This is a genomic window from Paenibacillus gorillae (genome assembly GCF_000513275.1).
GTDB classification, from domain to species: domain Bacteria; phylum Bacillota; class Bacilli; order Paenibacillales; family Paenibacillaceae; genus Pristimantibacillus; species Pristimantibacillus gorillae.
The window spans coordinates 125,003-143,794 of sequence record NZ_CBVJ010000093.1 but is presented as its reverse complement, the minus strand read 5'-3'; the positions used below and the strand labels follow the sequence as shown (position 1 = coordinate 143,794).

The following is an 18,792-nucleotide window of genomic DNA, read 5'->3' as shown; positions in this document are numbered from 1 at the left end:
AATGACTGGATTGACAGGATGGCTTACGGCAGCAGCCGTCTTTTTTTTCGGTTTAATCATTCAATCCGCAATAATTATAGGGATGGAAAGAAAGCGCCCGGCGAAGCTGGCAGCATGGCTGACGATCTCATTGCTATTTCCCTACGTTGGCTTCATGGTGAGCATGTTTTTTGGCCGTACAATAACAGGCAGAATTAAGAGGCTGTTACCATACGAGTCCCAAGGCTGGCTGGCTGCTCGAAAAAGTTCCCTCTGCGCACAACAAACAAGTGATATTGGAACTGTCCATTTTGCCGGGGAAACAAAGCTGTTCACCCTGCTTACAGCGGAGCAAAGCCAGCAAATTACGCTTCGTAACCAGACGAAGGTGCTGACTAATGGCGAGGCGAACTATGATACATTATTAACCTCGATTACGAATGCCAAGCGGCATATTCATCTCGACTACTATACGATAAGGGATGATGAGATCGGCAGGCGTTTTCTTAGACTGTTAACGGAAAAAGCAAGTGAAGGAGTGGAAGTGCGCGTTCTCTTCGATGGCGTGGGCAGCTATCGCCTGAGCCGCTCCTATGTGAAGCAGCTAGAAGCCGGGGGCGTGCAGGTGTTTTGTTTTCTCCCCCCTTACAAAGCGGTATTTAGGAAGCTTCTCAACAACCGCAATCATAGCAAAATTGCTGTAATCGACGGAACGATAGGCTTCGTTGGGGGGATGAACATCGGCGACGAATATTTGGGCAAGGAGAAGAAGCTTGGCTTCTGGCGCGATACTCAATTGCAGCTGGAGGGGGACTCGGTTTACTGGCTGCAGGAGCTGTTTATGAAAGACTGGGCGTTCGCTACAGGGAAACGGCTGAACCCAGCCGGCTACATGCCAGCACATGCGGTACAAGCAACAGGCGGGGCCGTACTGATCGTCTCCAGCGGTCCGGACCGAAACGGAGCCCCGATACTGGAAACGGTGTTCGCTGCTGTGACGGCAGCCCGATCACGTATCTATTTGACGACGCCTTATTTTATACCGGATGCCAGCCTGCTCACAGCGCTTTGTATAGCGGCGAAGAGCGGGATAGACGTAAGGGTTATTATTCCGGGCATTGCAGACACTCAGCTGGTTTTATGGGCAACTCTGTCCTATGTGGAGCCGCTGCTGCAATCTGGCGTCAAGGTATATCGTTATCAGAAAGGCTTTATTCATGCTAAAGTTCTTCTGGTCGATCAAATGGTGGCCTCAGTAGGCACGGCAAACATGGACATGCGAAGCTTCCACAGCAATTATGAGCAGAACGCGATGCTATTCGATGAAGCGGTCATTGCACGTCTTGACCGCGATTTCGCTCAGGATATGCTCGACAGTGAGCAGCTTGAGCTGAAGAGCTTCCGGCAGCGTCCGAGAATGGAGAAAGTGAAGGAAGCGGCAGCTCAATTGCTGTCACCGCTTTTATAAACAAAGGGAGCCTGCAAAGGGCTCCCTTTATTGATGTGAGGCGACAAATTGAAGCACCGAATCCAGTCTTTGCGGCGGTACGCTATCCATTAAATCACCAAACGTCTGCAGCCGCTCAGTAATATTATGCAGGTTGAAATCGCGAGGGCGGTAACGGCCGTTATGTACTTCGTCCCAGGTTAGAGGCGTTGAGACGGGAGCGCCGATTCTGGCACGCGGAGTGTAGGGAGCGGCAATCGTTTTGCCTGCAAAATGCTGCAGGTAATCGACATAGATCAGGTCACCGCGATTTTTCGTTAACCGTTCTACAGTAAATAGTCCCGGATGGGCACGGGATAGAAAATCTCCGATAAATTGTCCCAGCTGCCGTAATTCCTCGAAAGGACGGGGTTCAGCCAGCGGAACGATAATTTGCAGACCGGTAGCTCCGGATGTCTTCGGCACAGACTGAATGCCAAGCGATTGCAGCAGCTTTCCGACGATTCCCGCCGCTTCCATAATGCGCGGCTCGTCCTTCAAGGTGGGATCGAGATCAAGCACCCATTCAGGGGCATATTCAGTATCGCCGATGAGATCGAAGGAAGCATGAAATTCCAGGCAAGCTAAGTTGCCGAGCCAGAGCAGTGTAGGCAGCGAATCCAGCTGCACATAAGAGATGTCATTGCTTTCTGCAATCCTAACGAAATCAGGCTTCGGCAGGGGACAATTTTTTTGATAAAACGATTTGTCGCCTATGCCGTGAGGAAATCTTATCGTCGTCAGATACCGGTTCCTGCAATGCTTCATTAGAACAGGGGACAGGAATGCAAGCTTCTCCATGTACTGGAGCTTGGTGATTCCATCCTCCGGCCAAAGCGGCTTGTCCGGATTGGTCACTTTGATTTGCTCGCCTTCCACCAAGAGTATCTTAGGCTTGGATTTTACATAGCTAGAGCCAGAGCCAGAGCCAGAGGAAGTACGGAACTCGCTCACAAGGCAGCTCCCGGGCGTCCGAAGGAAACGAGCTTAGGATGCCGCAGCAGCCCGCCAGAGGTCATCTCCAGTCCCGTTACACGGCATTGCATGGGCGCAGGAAGCCAAATAATCTCCTCGCCCTTCAGCTCAGCAGGCAAGCTGTGGAACGGCATTGGCCAGGAAGGGGGATGCGCGTTGCTCAACTGAAGCATTTCGCCAATCATTTTCCTCATTTCATCGTCGAGGCCAAGCGAGACGCTGCCGAGGAAGCAGCCGTTGTCGGGAGCTGCCATCACGAGGCTGGCAGCCCGGCCTTCGCGGCGCTTTACGCCTACGATACCGACATCAAGCAGCAGTGCCGTTTTTTCTTTAGCCAATCCTGATGCTTTTTGCCTTCCCGGTACGGGCTGTCCGCCCGTTTGCTGACGATACCTTCCCAGCGGTTCTCCACAACCCATTTCCACAGAGCCTCAGCATCCGTAAAAAGCTCCGTCGTCATAATACGCTCGGAGGGAATCGAACCAAGCTTGGCAAGAAGTCGTTTATGACGCTCGCGGAATGGAAGAGGGCGGAGATCCTTCTCGCCATCCTGAAGCAGGTCGAATACGACGTACAAAATTCGGCCGTGATTATTACTGTTTTCATTGGAGACCACGCCGCCAATCCGCTCCCGCTGCAGCACCTTTTGAAAATTAGGCCGGAAGCCGTCCCAGTAGACAACTTCGCCGTCCAGCACGCAGTGGCCAAGCTCTTTAGCCAGCGCCGAAAGGGCGCGAACGATTTCCGGGTATACGGCTTCTTTACGCAGCAGCTTTCGTGAGTACAGCTGAATGTCTCCTTTGCCGTCTAGCAAAGCGAGCATTCGAACGCCGTCCCATTTCAACTGATAAACCCAGGCGGGCCCCTGCGGCAGCTTATCTGTGCTGACAGGAATCATCGGCTCGCTTATAGATAGCGCATTAACAAGAACGGTCATTAGGATACGGTCTCTTTTTTCGTTTTAGAGGAGGCTCTCGGCTTGCGCGGTTTAGGAAGCTGGGTTTCTCCTGCTTCTCCCGTCACTGCTCCTTCGGCTTCTGCAGCAGCTTCACCACCTGCGCCTGACACCGGTTTAGCGCCTGCCCCCGTGTCCAATCCCGCGTTAGGCGGCAGTTTAGCTGCCTCCAGACTTGCTTGCAGTGCCGCCATCAGGTCAATTACGTTCGTTTGCTCCTGCTGTGGAGCGATGCGAATTTCTTCACCTGCAATTTTGCTATTGATTAGATTGGTCATGTTGATACGATAATCGTCACTGTATTTTTCCGGCTCGAACGGAGTAGACAATTGCTCGATCAGCAGCTTGGCCATCGTTAGCTCTTTATCATTCACTTGGACGGCGTCGGGCAGCCCAGGTACCTGAGAGATCGCACGAATCTCATCCGGGTAATAGATCGTCTCCATCGCCAGACAGTTGTCGATAACGCGAATAGCGGCGAGGCTGCTTTTGGAGCGGATGGACACTTTGGCTATGCCGATGCGTCCGGAGTCCGACATCGCCTTCAGCAGCAGGTGATAGGCGTTGCCGCCTGCCTGATCGGGGGAGAGGTAATACGTTTTTTGAAAATAGATCGGGTCGATTTCCTCCAGCGCGACGAATTCAAGAATTTGAATCGTGCGGGATTTTTCTCCGGCGAGCTGATCCAGCTCTTCTTTTTCGAACAGGACATAGCGGCCCTTATCGTATTCGTAACCCTTCACGATATCCTCCCAGTCCGTCTCGACATCACAATTGTTACAGCGGCGAACATAGCTGATGGGACCGCCGCATGTTTTATGCAGCATTCGCAGTGAAATATCCTTGTCCTCCGTCGCCGAGAACATTTTAACCGGTACATGCACGAGACCGAAGCTGATTGCGCCCTTCCATACCGTATGCATACGATTCATCCTCTCCAAATTAGTTGTTATTATTGTTGCCGGAATGAATGGAATCCAGTCAGAACGGGCATATTTTGCTGGAGTACACCAGGATGGGAGGAGGCAAAGCAAATGGCAGACGAGAAGAACGCGGCTGAGGAATGTACAGGGGATGGCTGCCATGAAGGACGCAACGATTACTTCATGGATATCGACAGAATGGTGAACGAGGGGCTTGGCGGCGGTCAGGTGACCATGCATAACGGGCTGATCGAAGAGTCGACGACTGACACGATGGATTTGGAGCGGAAGAATCCAGATAGCGTAACTGCAGAAGAGTAGTCTATTGCCTGCTCAAGTCTATCAAGTCCATTCTTATTCGTGTAAGAAAGAAGGGTGAATATTCATCATGGAAGCAACGAGAGCGAAGCAAATTTACGAGTCTGAGCAAACAATCGGCGTACAGCTGGACGGCGAAAAGCCGGTTTGGATCGAAAGCGTTGATGAGGCCAACGGCATGGCTACCGTACAAGTGGGCTCCGACCCGCTCAATACGCACACTGTGTCTGTAGACAGGCTGAAAGAAGAGGCCTGATTTGGACAAAAGAAGGCTGTATCCGCAAGGGTCTATCTGCTTGCTTGAAGCAGAGACCTAGTGCCGGATACAGCCTTTTTTTCGTACCGCTATCGGTTTGCCTGAGCCATTCAATACATCTACATCCCGCCGAAAGCTTCACGGAACGCCTGCCGCAGACGGACCGGATCGACGTCCCACAGCTCCGCGATTTCGGCGCTGACGTTCTCGTCCCACCAATCCGCAAGCACTTTACGATTGCTCTCATGCTCAGCGATCCACATTAAATTCAAGATAACCTTTTTATAATACAGGGCTTCGGCTTGCTCCATTTTGTCCTTAGATACCCACAGCTTGAGTCGTTTTGCGGTTCGGTACAGCTCATTGCTGCAAGCACGGCGTATTTTACGCGCGGTAGGAAGATTGGAGGCATGCTTTTGGGCGGATGGCTTCATTAGTTGACCGACTCCTCTCTACCCATATGTATGCGATAGACTAGGGGAAGGTCACAGCCATGCTAATCGACGACAATATAGCCCACCATCGGCCCGCTGTGACGCATATCGGTGTGGGACAGACATATAATCGGATAGGTACCCTCGCGGTCGGCGGTAAAGCGGACGACGGTCGTTTGTCCCTTTTTCACTTCGCCCTTTACGCCCAGTCCTTCGATAACGAAGGGATGGCTGTTTCCTTGAAAACCGTTGATGCGCAGCTCAATCGATTCTCCTTTTTGTACGATGATCGTACCGGGATCCCATCTATATACCTCTTGCTCTTTCCCGTCCTTTCCGGTCGTTTTGAATTCAACGGTTACAAGCTCAATAGGACGGGGCTCGGAAGTATGGCCGCTTGCTGCCTTGGAACGGTCCCAGCTCCAGAACGCCATGGCGAGAATCAAGATTAATGCGACGAATGCGAACCATTTCAAATGCTTTTTTTGGACAAACAGTACTTTAGACATATCCTGCAACCACCTCTTGGAAATCGATTTTCTGCTAGTCTATGCAGGGGCTTGTCTGTACATGACTTGCAGGCGATGGCTGTCTTTGCGTGAATATGGTAGAATACAGGCGGGAAACAAACGATAGAGAGGCGGATGAACGGATTGATGGAATGGATTTCTGGCGTGCTGCATGACCTGTTGTTATGGATCGAGAGTCTTGGCTATTTTGGTATTTTGATTGGACTTATGCTTGAAGTTATACCGAGTGAGATCGTGTTGGGCTTTGGCGGTTATCTGGTATCCAAAGGAGACATTTCGTACATAGGGGCAGTGATATTCGGTACGATTGGAGCCGTTGGCCAGAACTGGATTTTGTACGCGATCGGCCGCTTTGGCGGACGTCCTATTGTCGAGAAATACGGTAAGTATATTAAAATAAAGCCGAAGCATGTGGACCTGGCTGAGAGCTGGTTCAATAAGTATGGCTCCGGCATCGTCTTTACGGCCCGTTTCGTTCCCGTTATGCGTCAAGTCATCTCCATTCCGGCCGGCATGGCAAAAATGCCTTTCTGGCTGTTTACGGGACTTACAGCGGCTGCTTCGCTGCCATGGTCGCTTCTATTCGTATATTTGGGAATGAAGCTCGGTGATCAATGGGAGACAATTGATGAGGTGGCAGGCAAGTATGTGCAGCCGGCGATTCTGATTGCACTCGCATTATTGATCGTGTATGTCATCTTCAAGATTATGCGTTCACGGGGTAAATCGGTATAATTGAAGGACGAAATAAATTTTGCATATCAGGAAGGATGATTCACGTGACTAAGAGCATAGCGGAAAAACAAAATAAAGGCATCAGCCCACAGCAGTTTATCGATGGAATGACTAAAAACCAGGAGGCCTTTCTCGGCTGGTCCGACAAATTCGTCTGGACAAATGATGAAGACCGTGCTTTCTTTGAATCGCTTCAGAAGCGTGATGACTTGCGCGTTCATATTCTAATGGCGGACTGGTGCGGTGATGTTGTGCGCAACATTCCGGTTGTATTCAAAGCGCTGGAAGCAGGCAGCTTGCCGGTAGAAGTGCTCATCATGGAAGAGCATCTGGATACGATGGATCAATATTTGACGATGGGCGGACGCTCTGTACCAGTCGTTATTTTCGCAGATCCGCAAGGCAATGTCCTCGGTCAATGGGGGCCGCGCCCGGTTTATATCCAAGAGCCGATGGTCGCGTTCAAGCAAGCGAACCCGGACCGCGAAGCGGCAGACTATCAAGCGAATCTCGCAGAGACGCGCCAAGAAATTATGCGCCGTTACGGCGAGGGAACAGAATATCAGGCATTAATTATTAAAGAGCTGCGTTCTCTTATTGAGTCGTTCTAATATCGGATAGGAGCCTGATTATCGATGCGAATTGAATCTTTCGTACTGGGACCGTTGCAGACGAATTGTTACTTATTGACGAACAAAGAGGAAGACAGCGGCAGGGAGCGCGGCATTATTATCGATCCCGGTATGAATCCGAAAAAGCTGCTGGAGCGGATCGCTAATGTTGAGATTGAGGCGATCTTGCTGACGCATGCCCATTTCGATCATATGGGAGGCGTGGCCGAAGTTCGGGCTGCAGCGGGTTGCCCTGTCTATATTCATGATCTGGAGGCGGACTGGCTGACGGATCCGAAGAAAAACGGCTCAGCGCGCTGGCCGGACGCGACCCCTCCATTGACAACAGAGCCAGCGGAATATGCGCTGGATGAAGGCATGACGCTGAAGCTGATCGGCGAGTCTTTTCAGGTTATGCATACACCGGGTCATTCTCCAGGCAGCGTCAGCTTCCTGAACGGAAAGGATTTATTTTCCGGAGATGTATTGTTCCGCTCGTCAGTGGGACGCACCGACTTGCCGGGAGGCCGGGAACGTGATTTATTTGATTCGATTCGAGTGAAGCTATATGCGCTGCCGGATGACGTGACCGTCTATTCGGGACATGGGCCGAAGACGGCGATTGGCTTTGAGAAGGCAAACAATCCGTATGTGCGGCCATAGGCAGCCATAAGGACTAGAATATATGAATGAAGAGGGACGGTGCATCACATTTGGCAGGAACGACGGCAAAGCAGAACGAGGTTGCTGCAGAGGAAGCCTCGGGCAAGACGGTACGTACGGCGGAGCAGATTGCAGCCGAGAATGAACGCATTATAAAAGGGATGGCTTCCTCCCTCTCCATTCCGTTAACAAAAGTGAAAGCGGCAGTATCGCTGCTGGACGAAGGCAATACAATACCGTTTATCGCCCGTTACCGGAAGGAAATGACCGGGGAGCTGGATGAGAACGAGCTGCGCTCAATAGAGGAGCGGCTGCAGTATTTGCGTAACCTGGAGGAGCGCAAGCGCGAGGTCATCCGGCTTATTGACGAGCAGGGCAAGCTGACGGAAGCGCTGCGGGCTTCCATCGAGGCTTCGGTTAAGCTTCAAGAGATTGAGGACTTGTACCGGCCTTACCGGCAAAAGCGGAAGACGCGTGCCAGTGTAGCCAAGGAACGCGGTCTGGAACCGCTTGCCGATTGGCTCTGGTCACAGCCGAAGCAGGGCGAGCCGCTTGCAGAAGCTAAACGTTACATAGACGCAGATAAAGGTGTTTCAAGCGCTGAGGATGCGCTTCAAGGCGCAATGGACATCTTGGCCGAGAATATAGCCGACGAGGCCGTAATTCGAGCCTGGGTCCGCAAGCACACGTTCGATCAGGGCTTGATCCAGACCGCTGCGAAGAACAAAGATGTCGAGTCGGTCTACGAAATGTATTACAGCTATGAAGAACCGATTCGCAAGCTGCCTCCGCATCGCGTGCTGGCTATTAACCGGGGCGAGCGTGAGGATATACTGCGGGTGTCGTTTGCAATTCAGGCGGAACGTATCCATGATTACATGCAGCGTAAAATACTGCGAAACTATACGGCCGCAGCCGTACGCGATGTTCTCGTTGCGGTTACCGAGGATGCGTATAAGCGACTTATTGCACCGTCGATTGAGCGCGAGGTTCGAGGCGAGTTGACTGAAAAAGCAGAGGAGCATGCGATTTCGATCTTCTCGGAAAATCTGCGAAATCTGCTGCTGCAGCCGCCTGTACGCGGCAATATCGTCCTTGGCGTTGATCCGGCCTTCCGTACGGGCTGCAAGCTGGCGGTCATTGACGATACCGGCAAACTGCTTGAAGTTGCCGTATCCTATCCGACGCCGCCGAATAACAAGGTCAGAGAGGCCGAGCTGTTGATTAATGGGCTAATCGACAAGTATAAAGTCGAATTGATTGTCATCGGGAACGGCACGGCTTCGCGTGAAACCGAGCAATTTATCGCTTCCCTCATCGGCAAGCGGAAAGAAGCCGGACAAGCCGGCAGCGGCGAGCTGAAATATATTATCGTCAGCGAGGCCGGAGCAAGTGTGTATTCGGCATCGAAGCTGGCTGCTGAGGAATTTCCGGATCTGGATGTCGCGGAACGCAGCGCGGTATCTATTGCGAGGAGGCTGCAGGACCCGCTGGCGGAGCTTGTGAAGATTGAGCCGAAGGCCATTGGCGTCGGGCAATACCAGCATGACGTGAGCCAGAAGCGGCTGGATGAGAGTCTTGGCGGCGTTGTAGAGTCTGCGGTTAACCATGTTGGTGTAGACGTGAATACGGCGTCGGCCTCGCTGCTTTCATACGTAGCCGGCATCAATACGACGATTGCCCGTAATATCGTCAAGTACCGGGAGGAAAACGGCCGGTTTGCGAAGCGCGGACAGCTGCAGAAGGTGCCGCGGCTGGGTGCGAAGTCGTACGAGCAGTGCATCGGCTTTCTGCGTATACCGGAAGCGGCTAATCCGCTCGACCGGACGCCGATTCACCCGGAATCGTACGACGTCGTAGACAAGCTGTTTGCCGAGCTAGGCGTTAAGCCGAAGCAGATCGGGTCAGACGAACTGAAGGAGAAGCTTGGGGCTGTTCAGCCGGATGCTGTGGCTTCGGCGCTTGGCGTCGGCGTTCCGACGCTCAAAGACATCATCGACAGCTTGCTCCGTCCGGGACGTGATCCGCGGGAGGAGCTGCCTGCCCCGATTTTCCATACCGATGTGCTGAACATTGAAGATTTGACGCCGGGGATGGAGCTGCATGGCACGGTCCGCAACGTCATCGATTTCGGCGCTTTTATCGACATTGGCATTAAAAATGATGGACTCGTCCACATTTCGCAAATGAGCGACAAGTTTATCAAGCATCCGATGGATGTCGTCTCTGTCGGTGATACGGTAACTGTGTGGGTACTGAACGTCGATTTGAAAAAGGGCCGCGTAGGCTTGACGATGCGCAAGCAAAATTAAAATAGCAATCTACTGGGCTTGCCTGTCAAAAGGCAGGCCCTTTATAATGAGTATAGAACCCTCTAATATCCTTTAAGGGAAGGAGAGGATGCATTTTATGCAACCGGATAGTAAAACGGATAAAGCGGGCAAATGCGTCGTATCGCCCAATCACAAATGGTTCGGCTTGTCGCTGCAAGCTATGGTTGTATTGTCGCGCAAGCAGCAGGCTTGCTCCAGTAATGAGCTCGCAGGGTATTTGAAGTCGGAGGCTACGATGCTGCGGCGCGTACTCGCGAAGCTGGCCCGTGAAGGGCTGCTGGAGACGAGAGAGGGGCGTGACGGCGGTTATCGCTTAAATCGTTTGCCTGAGGCGATTACGCTGGCTGATGTCTATCTCGCGCTTAAGGTCGGGGATCCGCTTTGCAGCGGGATGCTGGATACGACAGGCGTACATGAGTTTGGACAAGAAATGAAACAAGCCTTCGTTGAAATTACCGATGAGGTGGAGCGTAAAACGGTTGAAACGCTGCAGCAGACGACCCTTCTGCAGCTCGCAGATCGTGTATGCGCGCTGAAGCACTTGAACCAGGAAGAAACGGCAAGTCCGGCGCTGGGAGTATAGTTATTTTTACCCGATTGACAGAAGAGAAATGGCGATTTATACTGTTGTTAAATTAGTAACAGTTGCTTCGGTTTAAACTGTGAGGAAATTTACACAGTAAGCAATGATTTTTTTACGCTAAACTGAGCAATATGTGGCACAGATAAAATTTGGAGGGATTCCATAATGAGCACTCAAACAGAAACGCAAGTAAATCAAGCCTTTTTAGAAGTATTGGAAGGCCGTCATTCCGTTCGCCATTACGATCCGGAATTCAAAATCGCGAAAGAAGAAATCGAAGAAATTTTGAAGCTGGCAACTAAATCGCCATCGTCCTCGAATACGCAATCATGGCGTTTCCTCGTTGTAACGGATCAAGAGCTGAAGAAACAACTGCTGCCAATTGCCAACAACCAGCAGCAAATTGTTGACTCTTCGGCTGTTATTGTTCTGCTTGGTGATTTGGAGTTGTATAAAAATGTGGAGAAAATCAATAACCTCGCCGTTGAAGCGGGTCATATGACGGAGGAATTCGCGAAGCAATTTACCGAAAACTCGGTTAAGCTGTATACATCGATTCCGAAGGAGCGTCTGCACGAGGTAACGGTATTCGACGCAGGTCTTGTCGCTATGCAAATTATGCTCGTTGCCAAATCGAAAGGCTATGACACGGTTCCTATGGGCGGTTATGATCGTCAGAAGCTGAAGGAGTTCTTCAACATTCCGGACCGCTACGCGCCAACGATTCTGATTCCGATCGGCAAAGCAGCGACTGAGGGCCGTTTGACTTCGCGTCTGCCTATCGAAGACATCACGTTCTGGAACAAAATTTAAATCCGGCATATCCGGCAAAAACCCGCTAGCCAAGTCCGGCAGCGGGTTTTTTTTGTATAACAGGCTATAAGTATCTTGTATCGCTATTAATGAAGCGTAGTCAGCTCGGAGCTGTCTTCTTCACCTTTAGGACTTTGTCTGTTGCGGTAGAAATACCAGCATTCATTTAACAGCTTGATCTGTCTGCGGTCTTTTTTAAGAAAGGCGCGCATCATTTGGTTGCATAGCCATTGCGGCATACGGATCGTCCTCCTCCCGGCCTAACTTGATGTATTACTACCATATGGAGGAGGGCGGATATCCGTGCAGGTCCTAGATCAGCTCTTCTTCTTCGTACCATTGCTCAAGCTGTGCTTGAAGCGCCCGGATTTCAGTCAGCAGGGCGATTAGCGGGTAGGCGGATTCCTTTACGCTGGCAAAGTCCCGCTCTAATTGATTAATGTAGTCTAGACCGGAGATTATCGCCAGTGAGTCGTCGTGAAGCTCGACGTTATCGCACTCTGCGACAGCGTAAGGCAGCTGCGGCACGCGGTCAGCCGTAAGTTTATCGATTTCTTTATGAAGGCGCAGGTTTAGCGCGCTTAATTGATAAGCGTGAGTTTCCGGCATTTCGACGAAAAACAGGTTTTCTTTGTCCTTCATGATTACATAGCGCATAGTTGGCATCTGAAAATAAGCTCCCCTCGGTTCGATCCATGACGCGTATTCGCGCGGCAAATCGCCGATCGATATAATTGCTACTTGAAGTGTAGCGTATGAACGCTTTAAAATTCAAGTAGTGGGGGAGAATACGATGACATTATTAATGAATGATCAAACGCTGCAGCTCTGGGTAGAGCGGGTGTCGCTGGAAAGCTTTGGCCGGCCCTTTAAGCACAAGGCAACGTTCAACGGCAGGCTAAAGGCAACAGGCGGCCGTTATTTTACGAAATCGCATAATATTGAGATTAGTCCTCATCAGCTCGAAAACTTCGGGCAAGAGGAAACGGAGAAAATCATTAAGCACGAGCTATGCCACTATCATCTTCATATTATGAAGAGAGGCTATCAGCATCGCGATCAGGATTTCAAACAGCTGCTTGCCCATGTGGGCGGTTCGCGTTATTGCAAGTCGCTTCCTGAGCGGGCGGAACGCAAGCCTGCGCCGTTTCGGTACAAGCTGGTATGCAGTAATTGCGGCATGGAATACCTGCGCCGGAGAAGGCTAGATCCGGCTCGTTATGCCTGCGGTAAATGTCGCGGAAAATTATTTTTAAAAACGCTTGACCTAGTGGAGAAGCCGTGATATATTATTACTTGTCGCCGCTGAGATACACGACGGCAAACGAAATAAAAAATTAGCACATATTCCCTGATAGCTCAGTTGGTAGAGCACTCGACTGTTAATCGAGTTGTCACAGGTTCGAGTCCTGTTCGGGGAGCCATGGAGAGATACCCAAGTGGCTCAAGGGGACCCTCTGCTAAGGGGTTAGACTGCGTAAGTGGTGCGAGGGTTCGAATCCCTCTCTCTCCGCCATATTTTTTCTAAGTGATTGTGACGGAAAGGCCGTTCAACAGCTGGTCTTTTTTTTACGCCTCAAATAAGCATGGGATGAATCGATCCAAGAAATGGATTGAAGAAATCGAAAAAAAATGCTTGTACTGAAGCGGTTGAAGTGTTACAATAACGAATGTCGTCTGAAAGATAAGTAATTGAATTAAGGCCCGTTGGTCAAGGGGTTAAGACACCTCCCTTTCACGGAGGTAACAGGGGTTCGAATCCCCTACGGGTCACCATTTCCTCAATGTAAGTGAAGCAGCTCTCAAGAGTTCGTTTTACAATCATGAGAGCCATTAGCTCAGTTGGTAGAGCACCTGACTTTTAATCAGGGTGTCGAAGGTTCGAGTCCTTCATGGCTCACCATTTCTTTAAAAGGTTTTCCCCTATATGTGCGGTAGTGGTGGAATGGCAGACACGCTATCTTGAGGGGGTAGTGGGCGTACGCCCGTGGAGGTTCGAGTCCTCTCTACCGCACCATAACCTAACAATTAAACCCTTGCGGCGCAAGGGTTTTTCTTATGCTTACATACTTACTTTAACTGGTATGAGGGGATTAGAGTCTTTCTTTTTTCAACGTGCCGATTCTTTCTAGCAAGACTTCGAATAAAAGATATCGGGCAGGCCAGGTAAAAGGATGATTATTATACTTTACTAAGCAAGTTCGCTAATGCCGCTACACCGGCTATAATTACTACAATAACGGCCGCAAGACCAATGACGACAACTTTTGATTTTTTCATGAGGCCTCCCGAGGCTGAGAATAAATTTTATTATACTTCGATAACGATGCAATGTTAACGAAGCAGGTTCGCTATATAGCGAACCTGTTTTCGTTGCAGCCGGCAGAACGGCTGCTCGTAAATTGATGTAGCGAAGTAATTTTCGCTTTCCGTGAACATAGTTTCTCGAGTAGCGAAATTTACTTCGCTGTAGGGTGAAGGTGATCCCCAACTTAGCCGCCCAGCGAAAATTGGTTCGCTAAAGAACGAACTAGCTTCGCTATATGCAACTGCCAAGCAGGGAGGATGCATATCATGCTTATCAATGGCTGATCAGGCTTGAAGAAAGCAGGTTCGTGCCTGTCACTGACCTCAGCCCTAGCCCCGGTGTCGGCCCCAGCTCATCCGGCATTTACACGCCATTACGGCATCACACATCCATTAAAAAAAGGAAGACGCTTATCTAAGCGCTCTTCCTTTTTTCGTCTTTTAGGAACTTGTTAACGTATACTTCATAACCAGCCACACCATCGTAATGACAATGGCGACGCTGGATGCGACGGAGAGCCATTTGAAGAACCAATACGATTTAGTGTTTTTATGCTTTATGCGATCCACGCTCCTCTCGCTTCCGGGGTGAGGCGTATTGACTCGACACGTATGCGGACAACGCCCGCTGGGGTCTCGACGGTTACGACATCGCCAGGCTCAGTCAGCAGCAGTGGATAGCCGACAGGCGACAGAAACGAGATGCGATTATATTCTGCGTTTGCTTTGTTAGGAAAATCGATCGTGAATGATTCCGATTGCTCCGATTGTTCCGATATATAGGATATTGTAATTTGGCTGCCGATGAGGACAACGTTATTTAAGATTTCCTCATTGTCTTCAGCAGACTCGAGCAGTTTTTCCACCGCCCTCGTATAGTTGGAAAGGTAGCTGTTCATCTCATTTCTTTTTTTGCCGTAAACCGGAAAATAGTTATCGAGAAACTTTTTCTTTTCTTCGCCTAATACGACGAGCTGACGGACGAGCCGAGATTTCAAGCCGGACTCCGGAATACTAAGGTTCATAGTAGATTTCACCTCCGGTCCGAACAAAATTGTGCTGTACGGGTTTGCTTGCGGTTGTTGTTGCCATAGCAGTCACTCTGATCTCCTCCTAATCGTAATAAAAGACCCCTTGGTTAAGAGGTCTTGATGCTACTCTAACATAGATTGCCCATAAGAGCCAGTGAAAGCGCTTTATCACCGGAGCGGAAAAAGTTGCACGGTTGAAACCGAACCGTCACAATAGAAGAAAAGGAGGAGATCAAGATGGATTTGTTGACCTATAAGGAAGCGGAAGGCCTTCGTCTAGGCATACGTACAGCTTCAGGAGTGCTGGATATAGAGGCAGCTGCGGGGAAAATAGCGGTAGGCTCCGGGGGAGCAGTCCCTTTGACGCTGCAGCAGTTGTTTGACGGGGGAGACGCGGCACTGGCATCTTTGCAGCTGCTCATTAATCAGGCCGAAGGGGATCGCACGTTATTGAAGGAAGAGGCAGGTTTAATCCTGGGACCATGCGTACCGAATCCGGGCAAAATCATATGCATCGGCCTGAATTACCGCAGGCACGCTGAGGAGACGAATATGCCGATTCCGGCCTATCCGATTCTATTCAATAAGTTCGCCAATGCACTGGCAGCGCATGGAGAGGAAGTGCCTTTGCCCCGCAGCAGTGATAAGATCGATTATGAAGCGGAGCTCGCCATCGTTATTGGCAAGACGGCTAAATATGTAAGCAAGGAAGAAGCCCTTGATTATGTATTCGGCTATTGTACGGCCAATGATTTGTCGGCCCGGGATCTGCAAACCCGGACAAGCCAGTGGCTGGCCGGCAAGTCCTGCGATAAATTCGCGCCGCTTGGCCCGTATCTCGTAACGAAAGATGAAGTTGAAAATCCGAATGATCTGGCAATCAGCTGCAAAGTGAACGGCGAGCTGCGCCAAAACTCGAACACCTCGGACATGATTTTTAACTGCGAAGAAATCGTCAGCTACATTTCCCAGTGCATGACGCTTGAGCCGGGGGATGTTATTTTGACCGGTACGCCTGAAGGGGTTGTGCTTGGCTATCCGCCGGAGGATCAGGTGTACCTGCAGCATGGAGACGTAGTGACGATTGAGATCGAGCGTCTTGGCGCTTTGACGAACCGGATGGTTACGGAGTAACGCCATATCGCATCAGCGACTTATGGGCCGTTTCGTACATACGTTTTCGCAGATAGTCACCTTCCGTAACGAGAATTCGTTTGCCTAGAAAACGGATACGGGACAGCACAAAATCGCTCTCATCGCTTAAATAAATGAGCGTAATCCGGTACGTATCAGTAGATTCCTCATAGCTCACCTCTTTATCGAAGCAGGAGAACGCATATAAAATGCGGGACAGCTCCCGGTTAAAGTGAGGCATGATTTGGATGACCGCCTGCTGCTGCTTTGAGGCATAGTAGGCGGTCATCCTTTTTTTCGCGGCTTTGGCTTGCAGGGCTGGAATAGGGGCTGCCGCCACCTCTGCAATGTTCTGCAGCTTCGTTGTCATCACGGAACGATTACGCAAATGGAACCAGAGCAAATACCACTCCCGTTTGACCATAGAATACTCAAGCTTATACGGATAACCGTGCTGGCGCTCGCGGACGGAGCCGTCTTTGACCGCATAGGTCAGTTGAAGGCCAGTTTTGCGTGTCAAAGCTTCACGAAGCGGCCGCAGCAGCGGGTGATAAAGCTGGACCGTCTGACTAGCTGCTTTTTCTAAAATTTCTTCCGCTTCCGGTGCACTCCCATGCTCGTTCTCGTCGAACGCAATGTCTATGCTATCATCCACGGCTGCAAGAGCTCGAAGCTTGACTAGTGTAGACGGGGAAAAAGCATGCTCGGACTCCGGCCGGCGCAGCATATCAGACAGCCATTCACGTTCTTGCGCCGTAACCGCAATCGCCCCGGCATCCTCTAGCCGCGCTATCATTTGGTAGTTATAGATTTTCTCGAACAGGCTCATAGCCGGCGGCCAGCTCCTTCCATTCTTCAATGAACTCCTGTCTTAATGAGCGGGGCTCAAGCACCTCGCAGCTGGAGCCAAAGCTCCGCAGCCAAGGCTTAATCTCCATCGTGCCGTTAACGGCAATCTCATAGATGAAAGTCTGATCGCTTTCCTCCGTAATCATTCCCCATTGTCCTTGCAGCCGTACCCGGTCCCGAACGAAATTCGCGGCAGAGCCTTCCGGATTGTAAAATCTCGCCTTTACTTTCACTGTTCTGCCGGTGTCGACGAGCCAGCTGAAGCGAATTTTCTGCTGCAAAGCTTGCAGCTTTTGTTCAAATTCCGTTTCCTCTACGGCATCACTTTCCTGCAGCTGTGTTAAACCTTCCATCCGGTAAATGACGATTCCTTGACGGCCGCTATGACAAAGCATATACCAGCGCCCATACTGATGATCGTATGTGACACGCAGCGGCAAAGCCGTGTGCTGACGCCCTTCCGATTCGCGCTCGAATAGCGGATTCGTATTTTTGGAGCCGTAGCTTTGCTGAGCTTTTGGCGTGAAGTACAGGAAGCTCAGCCGTTTCCGATCGCGAATCGCTTTCAGAATCGGATAGAGATGTGCTTCGTCCAAGATGCGAGAAGGGTAATGGTATTTATAGAAGAAGGAGCTTTCTGCAACCGCGCGCTGCTTCAGCGTTTTTTTCAAGCTGTCCCGGAGCAGATAGCCTTGTACGGATGGAATTTGCGTATTCGCCATGACATCTATAAAAGCATATAGATCGCCTAACTCTTCATCCGACAGCTCTGTTATAAAACGATTATCGGCTGTATAGCGCTGAGGACGCGAGCCTTGCGTTTTGCGGATAACTCCGGTTTCCTCCAAATATTTGAGGTCGCTGCGGATTGTTTTCTCATCGGGCATAGCCATGTCCTCAGGCATACCGTCACAGCATTGCTGAAGCACTTCAGCTGCCGTTAAAGCTATTCCCTGCAATGCAATAATGATCTGCGACAGCCGTATGCTTTCGGATTCCTTGACCGATTTGGAGCGGAACAGAAACAGCAGCACCGGATCAGCGGATTCATAATAGCCGGTGCGAAGCAGCTCAGCCAAGGGGAGGCTTTGCTCCTCTTTGGGCAGCTGTCCCGCCGTCTCCGCAATTTCCTTCAAGCGGCGCATCGTTTTATCGAAGGTATGTACAGAAATGCCGAGCCGGTCGGCAAACTGCTGCCGGCTGTAAGCGCCGCTCGTTAAAGCAAGCATGCGCAGAAACTGGATCTCTTTATCAAAGCTTTCCCTTGCCAATCTGCCGTTCCCTCCCAGTCCATCATTAAACTCTATTGTAGCAAGAGTAGAGAGGGCGAAGTGATTTTTTATGAAAAAAGGCAGAGTCGTCATACTTTTACCATGTTCTGCATGGCGCTCAGGCGCAATAATAGGGAAAGCGAGAGAGGAGCTGGCCCGGACCCGGGCAGGGATTTCATTCCTCAGGAATAGTCCCGCAGTGCCGGCGCGGTATCCGCGCAAGGCGTGCTGTCCAGGAGCAAAGCATTCTCGCTGAGGGGTTCGAATCCCCGCTCGCAATTTAAGCGATTCATTGGTGATGAATATTGAGCATTTTCCAACTAATCAGCGATTGGCAGCGCTGCTCAGCAGGCTTAGACAGCTGCACCGCAGCCCGGCTATGCAACCCGCGGATACCGAATGGCTGCTGCGCCAACCAATTGTCGTTCTGATCTGCCATACTAGCAAGCCCAAAGAAAGCAAGGCTTGGATGTAAGGCGGCAAAGAGCAGCCGTATTGGCACGAACGTCATTCTTAAGCCGGATTCCGCCGAGGAAGCGGGAGCGGTGCGGTCAATCGCAACAACCGTAATCAACTTTATTGCGACAGCAATAAATAAGGAGGATA

24 protein-coding genes and 5 tRNA genes are annotated in these 18,792 nt (G+C 50.7%); 16 read left to right on the top strand and 13 right to left on the bottom strand.

What is annotated here, in order from left to right; translation table 11 throughout:
• Nucleotide 1: 1 nt before the first annotated feature.
• Nucleotides 2-1,447: a cardiolipin synthase gene (cls, locus tag TY10_RS16585; RefSeq protein ID WP_052350596.1), complete on the top strand. Its 1,446-nt coding sequence runs from the start codon at nt 2-4 to the stop codon at nt 1,445-1,447.
• A gap of 27 nt (nt 1,448-1,474) precedes the next feature.
• Here the strand turns inward: cls and ligD are convergent, their stop codons facing one another.
• The 4 genes from ligD to ku form a co-directional block, all read right to left on the bottom strand.
• Nucleotides 1,475-2,353 carry a non-homologous end-joining DNA ligase gene (ligD, locus tag TY10_RS16580; protein WP_420329414.1) on the bottom strand — a complete coding sequence of 293 codons (879 nt, stop codon included), beginning with the start codon at nt 2,351-2,353 and terminating at the stop codon, nt 1,475-1,477.
• A gap of 62 nt (nt 2,354-2,415) precedes the next feature.
• The gene (locus tag TY10_RS31635) at nt 2,416-2,778 is read right to left on the bottom strand and encodes an ATP dependent DNA ligase (RefSeq protein WP_238327694.1); all 363 of its coding nucleotides are present in this window, start codon (nt 2,776-2,778) and stop codon (nt 2,416-2,418) included.
• Nucleotides 2,733-3,377, bottom strand: coding sequence for an ATP-dependent DNA ligase (locus TY10_RS16575; protein ID WP_052350589.1), 645 nt, complete (start codon nt 3,375-3,377; stop codon nt 2,733-2,735). The genes TY10_RS31635 and TY10_RS16575 overlap by 46 nt, the downstream gene beginning before the upstream one ends.
• Nucleotides 3,377-4,318, bottom strand: coding sequence for a non-homologous end joining protein Ku (gene ku, locus TY10_RS16570; protein ID WP_042165704.1), 942 nt, complete (start codon nt 4,316-4,318; stop codon nt 3,377-3,379). Before ku ends, TY10_RS16575 begins: the two co-directional genes overlap by 1 nt.
• A 111-nt stretch (nt 4,319-4,429) precedes the next feature.
• Here ku and TY10_RS16565 point away from each other — a divergent pair, with 111 nt between their 5' ends.
• Both TY10_RS16565 and TY10_RS16560 read left to right on the top strand, forming a co-directional pair.
• Nucleotides 4,430-4,639 (top strand): hypothetical protein, encoded by a 210-nt coding sequence (locus tag TY10_RS16565; protein ID WP_042165702.1) that lies wholly within the window; start codon nt 4,430-4,432, stop codon nt 4,637-4,639.
• A 67-nt stretch (nt 4,640-4,706) separates the two neighbouring features.
• Nucleotides 4,707-4,892, top strand: coding sequence for an H-type small acid-soluble spore protein (locus TY10_RS16560; protein ID WP_042165701.1), 186 nt, complete (start codon nt 4,707-4,709; stop codon nt 4,890-4,892).
• A 119-nt stretch (nt 4,893-5,011) separates the two neighbouring features.
• Here TY10_RS16560 and TY10_RS16555 read toward each other — a convergent pair whose 3' ends face one another.
• A complete protein-coding gene (locus TY10_RS16555; protein ID WP_042165700.1) occupies nt 5,012-5,326 on the bottom strand; it encodes a hypothetical protein in 315 nt (104 codons plus the stop codon).
• 62 nt (nt 5,327-5,388) lie between these two features.
• Nucleotides 5,389-5,835 (bottom strand): cupredoxin domain-containing protein, encoded by a 447-nt coding sequence (locus tag TY10_RS16550; RefSeq protein WP_042165699.1) that lies wholly within the window; start codon nt 5,833-5,835, stop codon nt 5,389-5,391.
• A 147-nt stretch (nt 5,836-5,982) separates the two neighbouring features.
• Here TY10_RS16550 and uptA point away from each other — a divergent pair, with 147 nt between their 5' ends.
• From uptA to TY10_RS16520, 6 genes are all read left to right on the top strand, one after another.
• Nucleotides 5,983-6,591 (top strand): undecaprenyl phosphate transporter UptA, encoded by a 609-nt coding sequence (gene uptA, locus TY10_RS16545; RefSeq protein ID WP_042165698.1) that lies wholly within the window; start codon nt 5,983-5,985, stop codon nt 6,589-6,591.
• 44 nt (nt 6,592-6,635) lie between these two features.
• Nucleotides 6,636-7,202, top strand: coding sequence for a thioredoxin family protein (locus TY10_RS16540; RefSeq protein WP_042165697.1), 567 nt, complete (start codon nt 6,636-6,638; stop codon nt 7,200-7,202).
• A 24-nt stretch (nt 7,203-7,226) separates the two neighbouring features.
• A complete protein-coding gene (locus tag TY10_RS16535; protein ID WP_042165694.1) occupies nt 7,227-7,865 on the top strand; it encodes an MBL fold metallo-hydrolase in 639 nt (212 codons plus the stop codon).
• A 26-nt stretch (nt 7,866-7,891) separates the two neighbouring features.
• Nucleotides 7,892-10,177 (top strand): Tex family protein, encoded by a 2,286-nt coding sequence (locus TY10_RS16530; RefSeq protein ID WP_081735317.1) that lies wholly within the window; start codon nt 7,892-7,894, stop codon nt 10,175-10,177.
• Nucleotides 10,178-10,265: 88 nt separating this feature from the next.
• On the top strand, nt 10,266-10,781 hold the full coding sequence (locus tag TY10_RS16525) for an RrF2 family transcriptional regulator (RefSeq protein WP_052350588.1): 516 nt from the start codon (nt 10,266-10,268) through the stop codon (nt 10,779-10,781).
• Between the two features lie 165 nt (nt 10,782-10,946).
• Nucleotides 10,947-11,594 carry a nitroreductase family protein gene (locus tag TY10_RS16520; RefSeq protein WP_042165689.1) on the top strand — a complete coding sequence of 216 codons (648 nt, stop codon included), beginning with the start codon at nt 10,947-10,949 and terminating at the stop codon, nt 11,592-11,594.
• A gap of 86 nt (nt 11,595-11,680) precedes the next feature.
• Here TY10_RS16520 and cmpA read toward each other — a convergent pair whose 3' ends face one another.
• Together cmpA and TY10_RS16515 are read right to left on the bottom strand one after the other, a co-directional pair.
• Nucleotides 11,681-11,833, bottom strand: coding sequence for a cortex morphogenetic protein CmpA (gene cmpA, locus TY10_RS30510; RefSeq protein ID WP_155985907.1), 153 nt, complete (start codon nt 11,831-11,833; stop codon nt 11,681-11,683).
• A 73-nt stretch (nt 11,834-11,906) separates the two neighbouring features.
• Complete coding sequence (locus TY10_RS16515; protein ID WP_042165686.1) at nt 11,907-12,260, bottom strand: hypothetical protein; 354 nt, start codon at nt 12,258-12,260, stop codon at nt 11,907-11,909.
• A gap of 139 nt (nt 12,261-12,399) precedes the next feature.
• Between TY10_RS16515 and TY10_RS16510 the strand changes: the two genes are divergently transcribed.
• The 6 genes from TY10_RS16510 to TY10_RS16485 all read left to right on the top strand — a co-directional run bounded on the left by TY10_RS16510 (nt 12,400) and on the right by TY10_RS16485 (nt 13,611).
• Nucleotides 12,400-12,879: a SprT family protein gene (locus TY10_RS16510; RefSeq protein WP_042165820.1), complete on the top strand. Its 480-nt coding sequence runs from the start codon at nt 12,400-12,402 to the stop codon at nt 12,877-12,879.
• Between the two features lie 63 nt (nt 12,880-12,942).
• Nucleotides 12,943-13,018, top strand: a tRNA-Asn gene (locus tag TY10_RS16505).
• Nucleotide 13,019: 1 nt separating this feature from the next.
• Nucleotides 13,020-13,110, top strand: a tRNA-Ser gene (locus TY10_RS16500).
• A gap of 185 nt (nt 13,111-13,295) precedes the next feature.
• Nucleotides 13,296-13,370: transfer RNA gene (locus tag TY10_RS16495), tRNA-Glu, on the top strand.
• 51 nt (nt 13,371-13,421) lie between these two features.
• A tRNA-Lys gene (locus TY10_RS16490) sits at nt 13,422-13,497 on the top strand.
• Nucleotides 13,498-13,525: 28 nt separating this feature from the next.
• Nucleotides 13,526-13,611 (top strand) — tRNA-Leu (locus TY10_RS16485).
• A gap of 731 nt (nt 13,612-14,342) precedes the next feature.
• On the opposite strand, the gene TY10_RS32095 is transcribed toward TY10_RS16485, so the two are convergent.
• Both TY10_RS32095 and TY10_RS16480 read right to left on the bottom strand, forming a co-directional pair.
• Nucleotides 14,343-14,471: a hypothetical protein gene (locus tag TY10_RS32095; RefSeq protein WP_272945305.1), complete on the bottom strand. Its 129-nt coding sequence runs from the start codon at nt 14,469-14,471 to the stop codon at nt 14,343-14,345.
• Entirely contained in the window at nt 14,459-14,926 is a 468-nt protein-coding gene (locus TY10_RS16480) for a GreA/GreB family elongation factor (RefSeq protein WP_042165683.1), read from the bottom strand. The genes TY10_RS32095 and TY10_RS16480 overlap by 13 nt, the downstream gene beginning before the upstream one ends.
• A gap of 243 nt (nt 14,927-15,169) precedes the next feature.
• Between TY10_RS16480 and TY10_RS16475 the strand changes: the two genes are divergently transcribed.
• A complete protein-coding gene (locus tag TY10_RS16475; RefSeq protein ID WP_042165680.1) occupies nt 15,170-16,066 on the top strand; it encodes a fumarylacetoacetate hydrolase family protein in 897 nt (298 codons plus the stop codon).
• Here the strand turns inward: TY10_RS16475 and TY10_RS16470 are convergent.
• The 3 genes from TY10_RS16470 to TY10_RS16460 all read right to left on the bottom strand — a co-directional run bounded on the left by TY10_RS16470 (nt 16,056) and on the right by TY10_RS16460 (nt 18,760).
• Nucleotides 16,056-16,895: a WYL domain-containing protein gene (locus TY10_RS16470; RefSeq protein ID WP_042165678.1), complete on the bottom strand. Its 840-nt coding sequence runs from the start codon at nt 16,893-16,895 to the stop codon at nt 16,056-16,058. The genes TY10_RS16475 and TY10_RS16470 overlap by 11 nt on opposite strands.
• A complete protein-coding gene (locus TY10_RS16465; RefSeq protein ID WP_042165676.1) occupies nt 16,870-18,186 on the bottom strand; it encodes a helix-turn-helix transcriptional regulator in 1,317 nt (438 codons plus the stop codon). Before TY10_RS16465 ends, TY10_RS16470 begins: the two co-directional genes overlap by 26 nt.
• 289 nt (nt 18,187-18,475) lie before the next feature.
• On the bottom strand, nt 18,476-18,760 hold the full coding sequence (locus TY10_RS16460) for a hypothetical protein (protein WP_155985905.1): 285 nt from the start codon (nt 18,758-18,760) through the stop codon (nt 18,476-18,478).
• Nucleotides 18,761-18,792 lie beyond the last annotated feature (32 nt).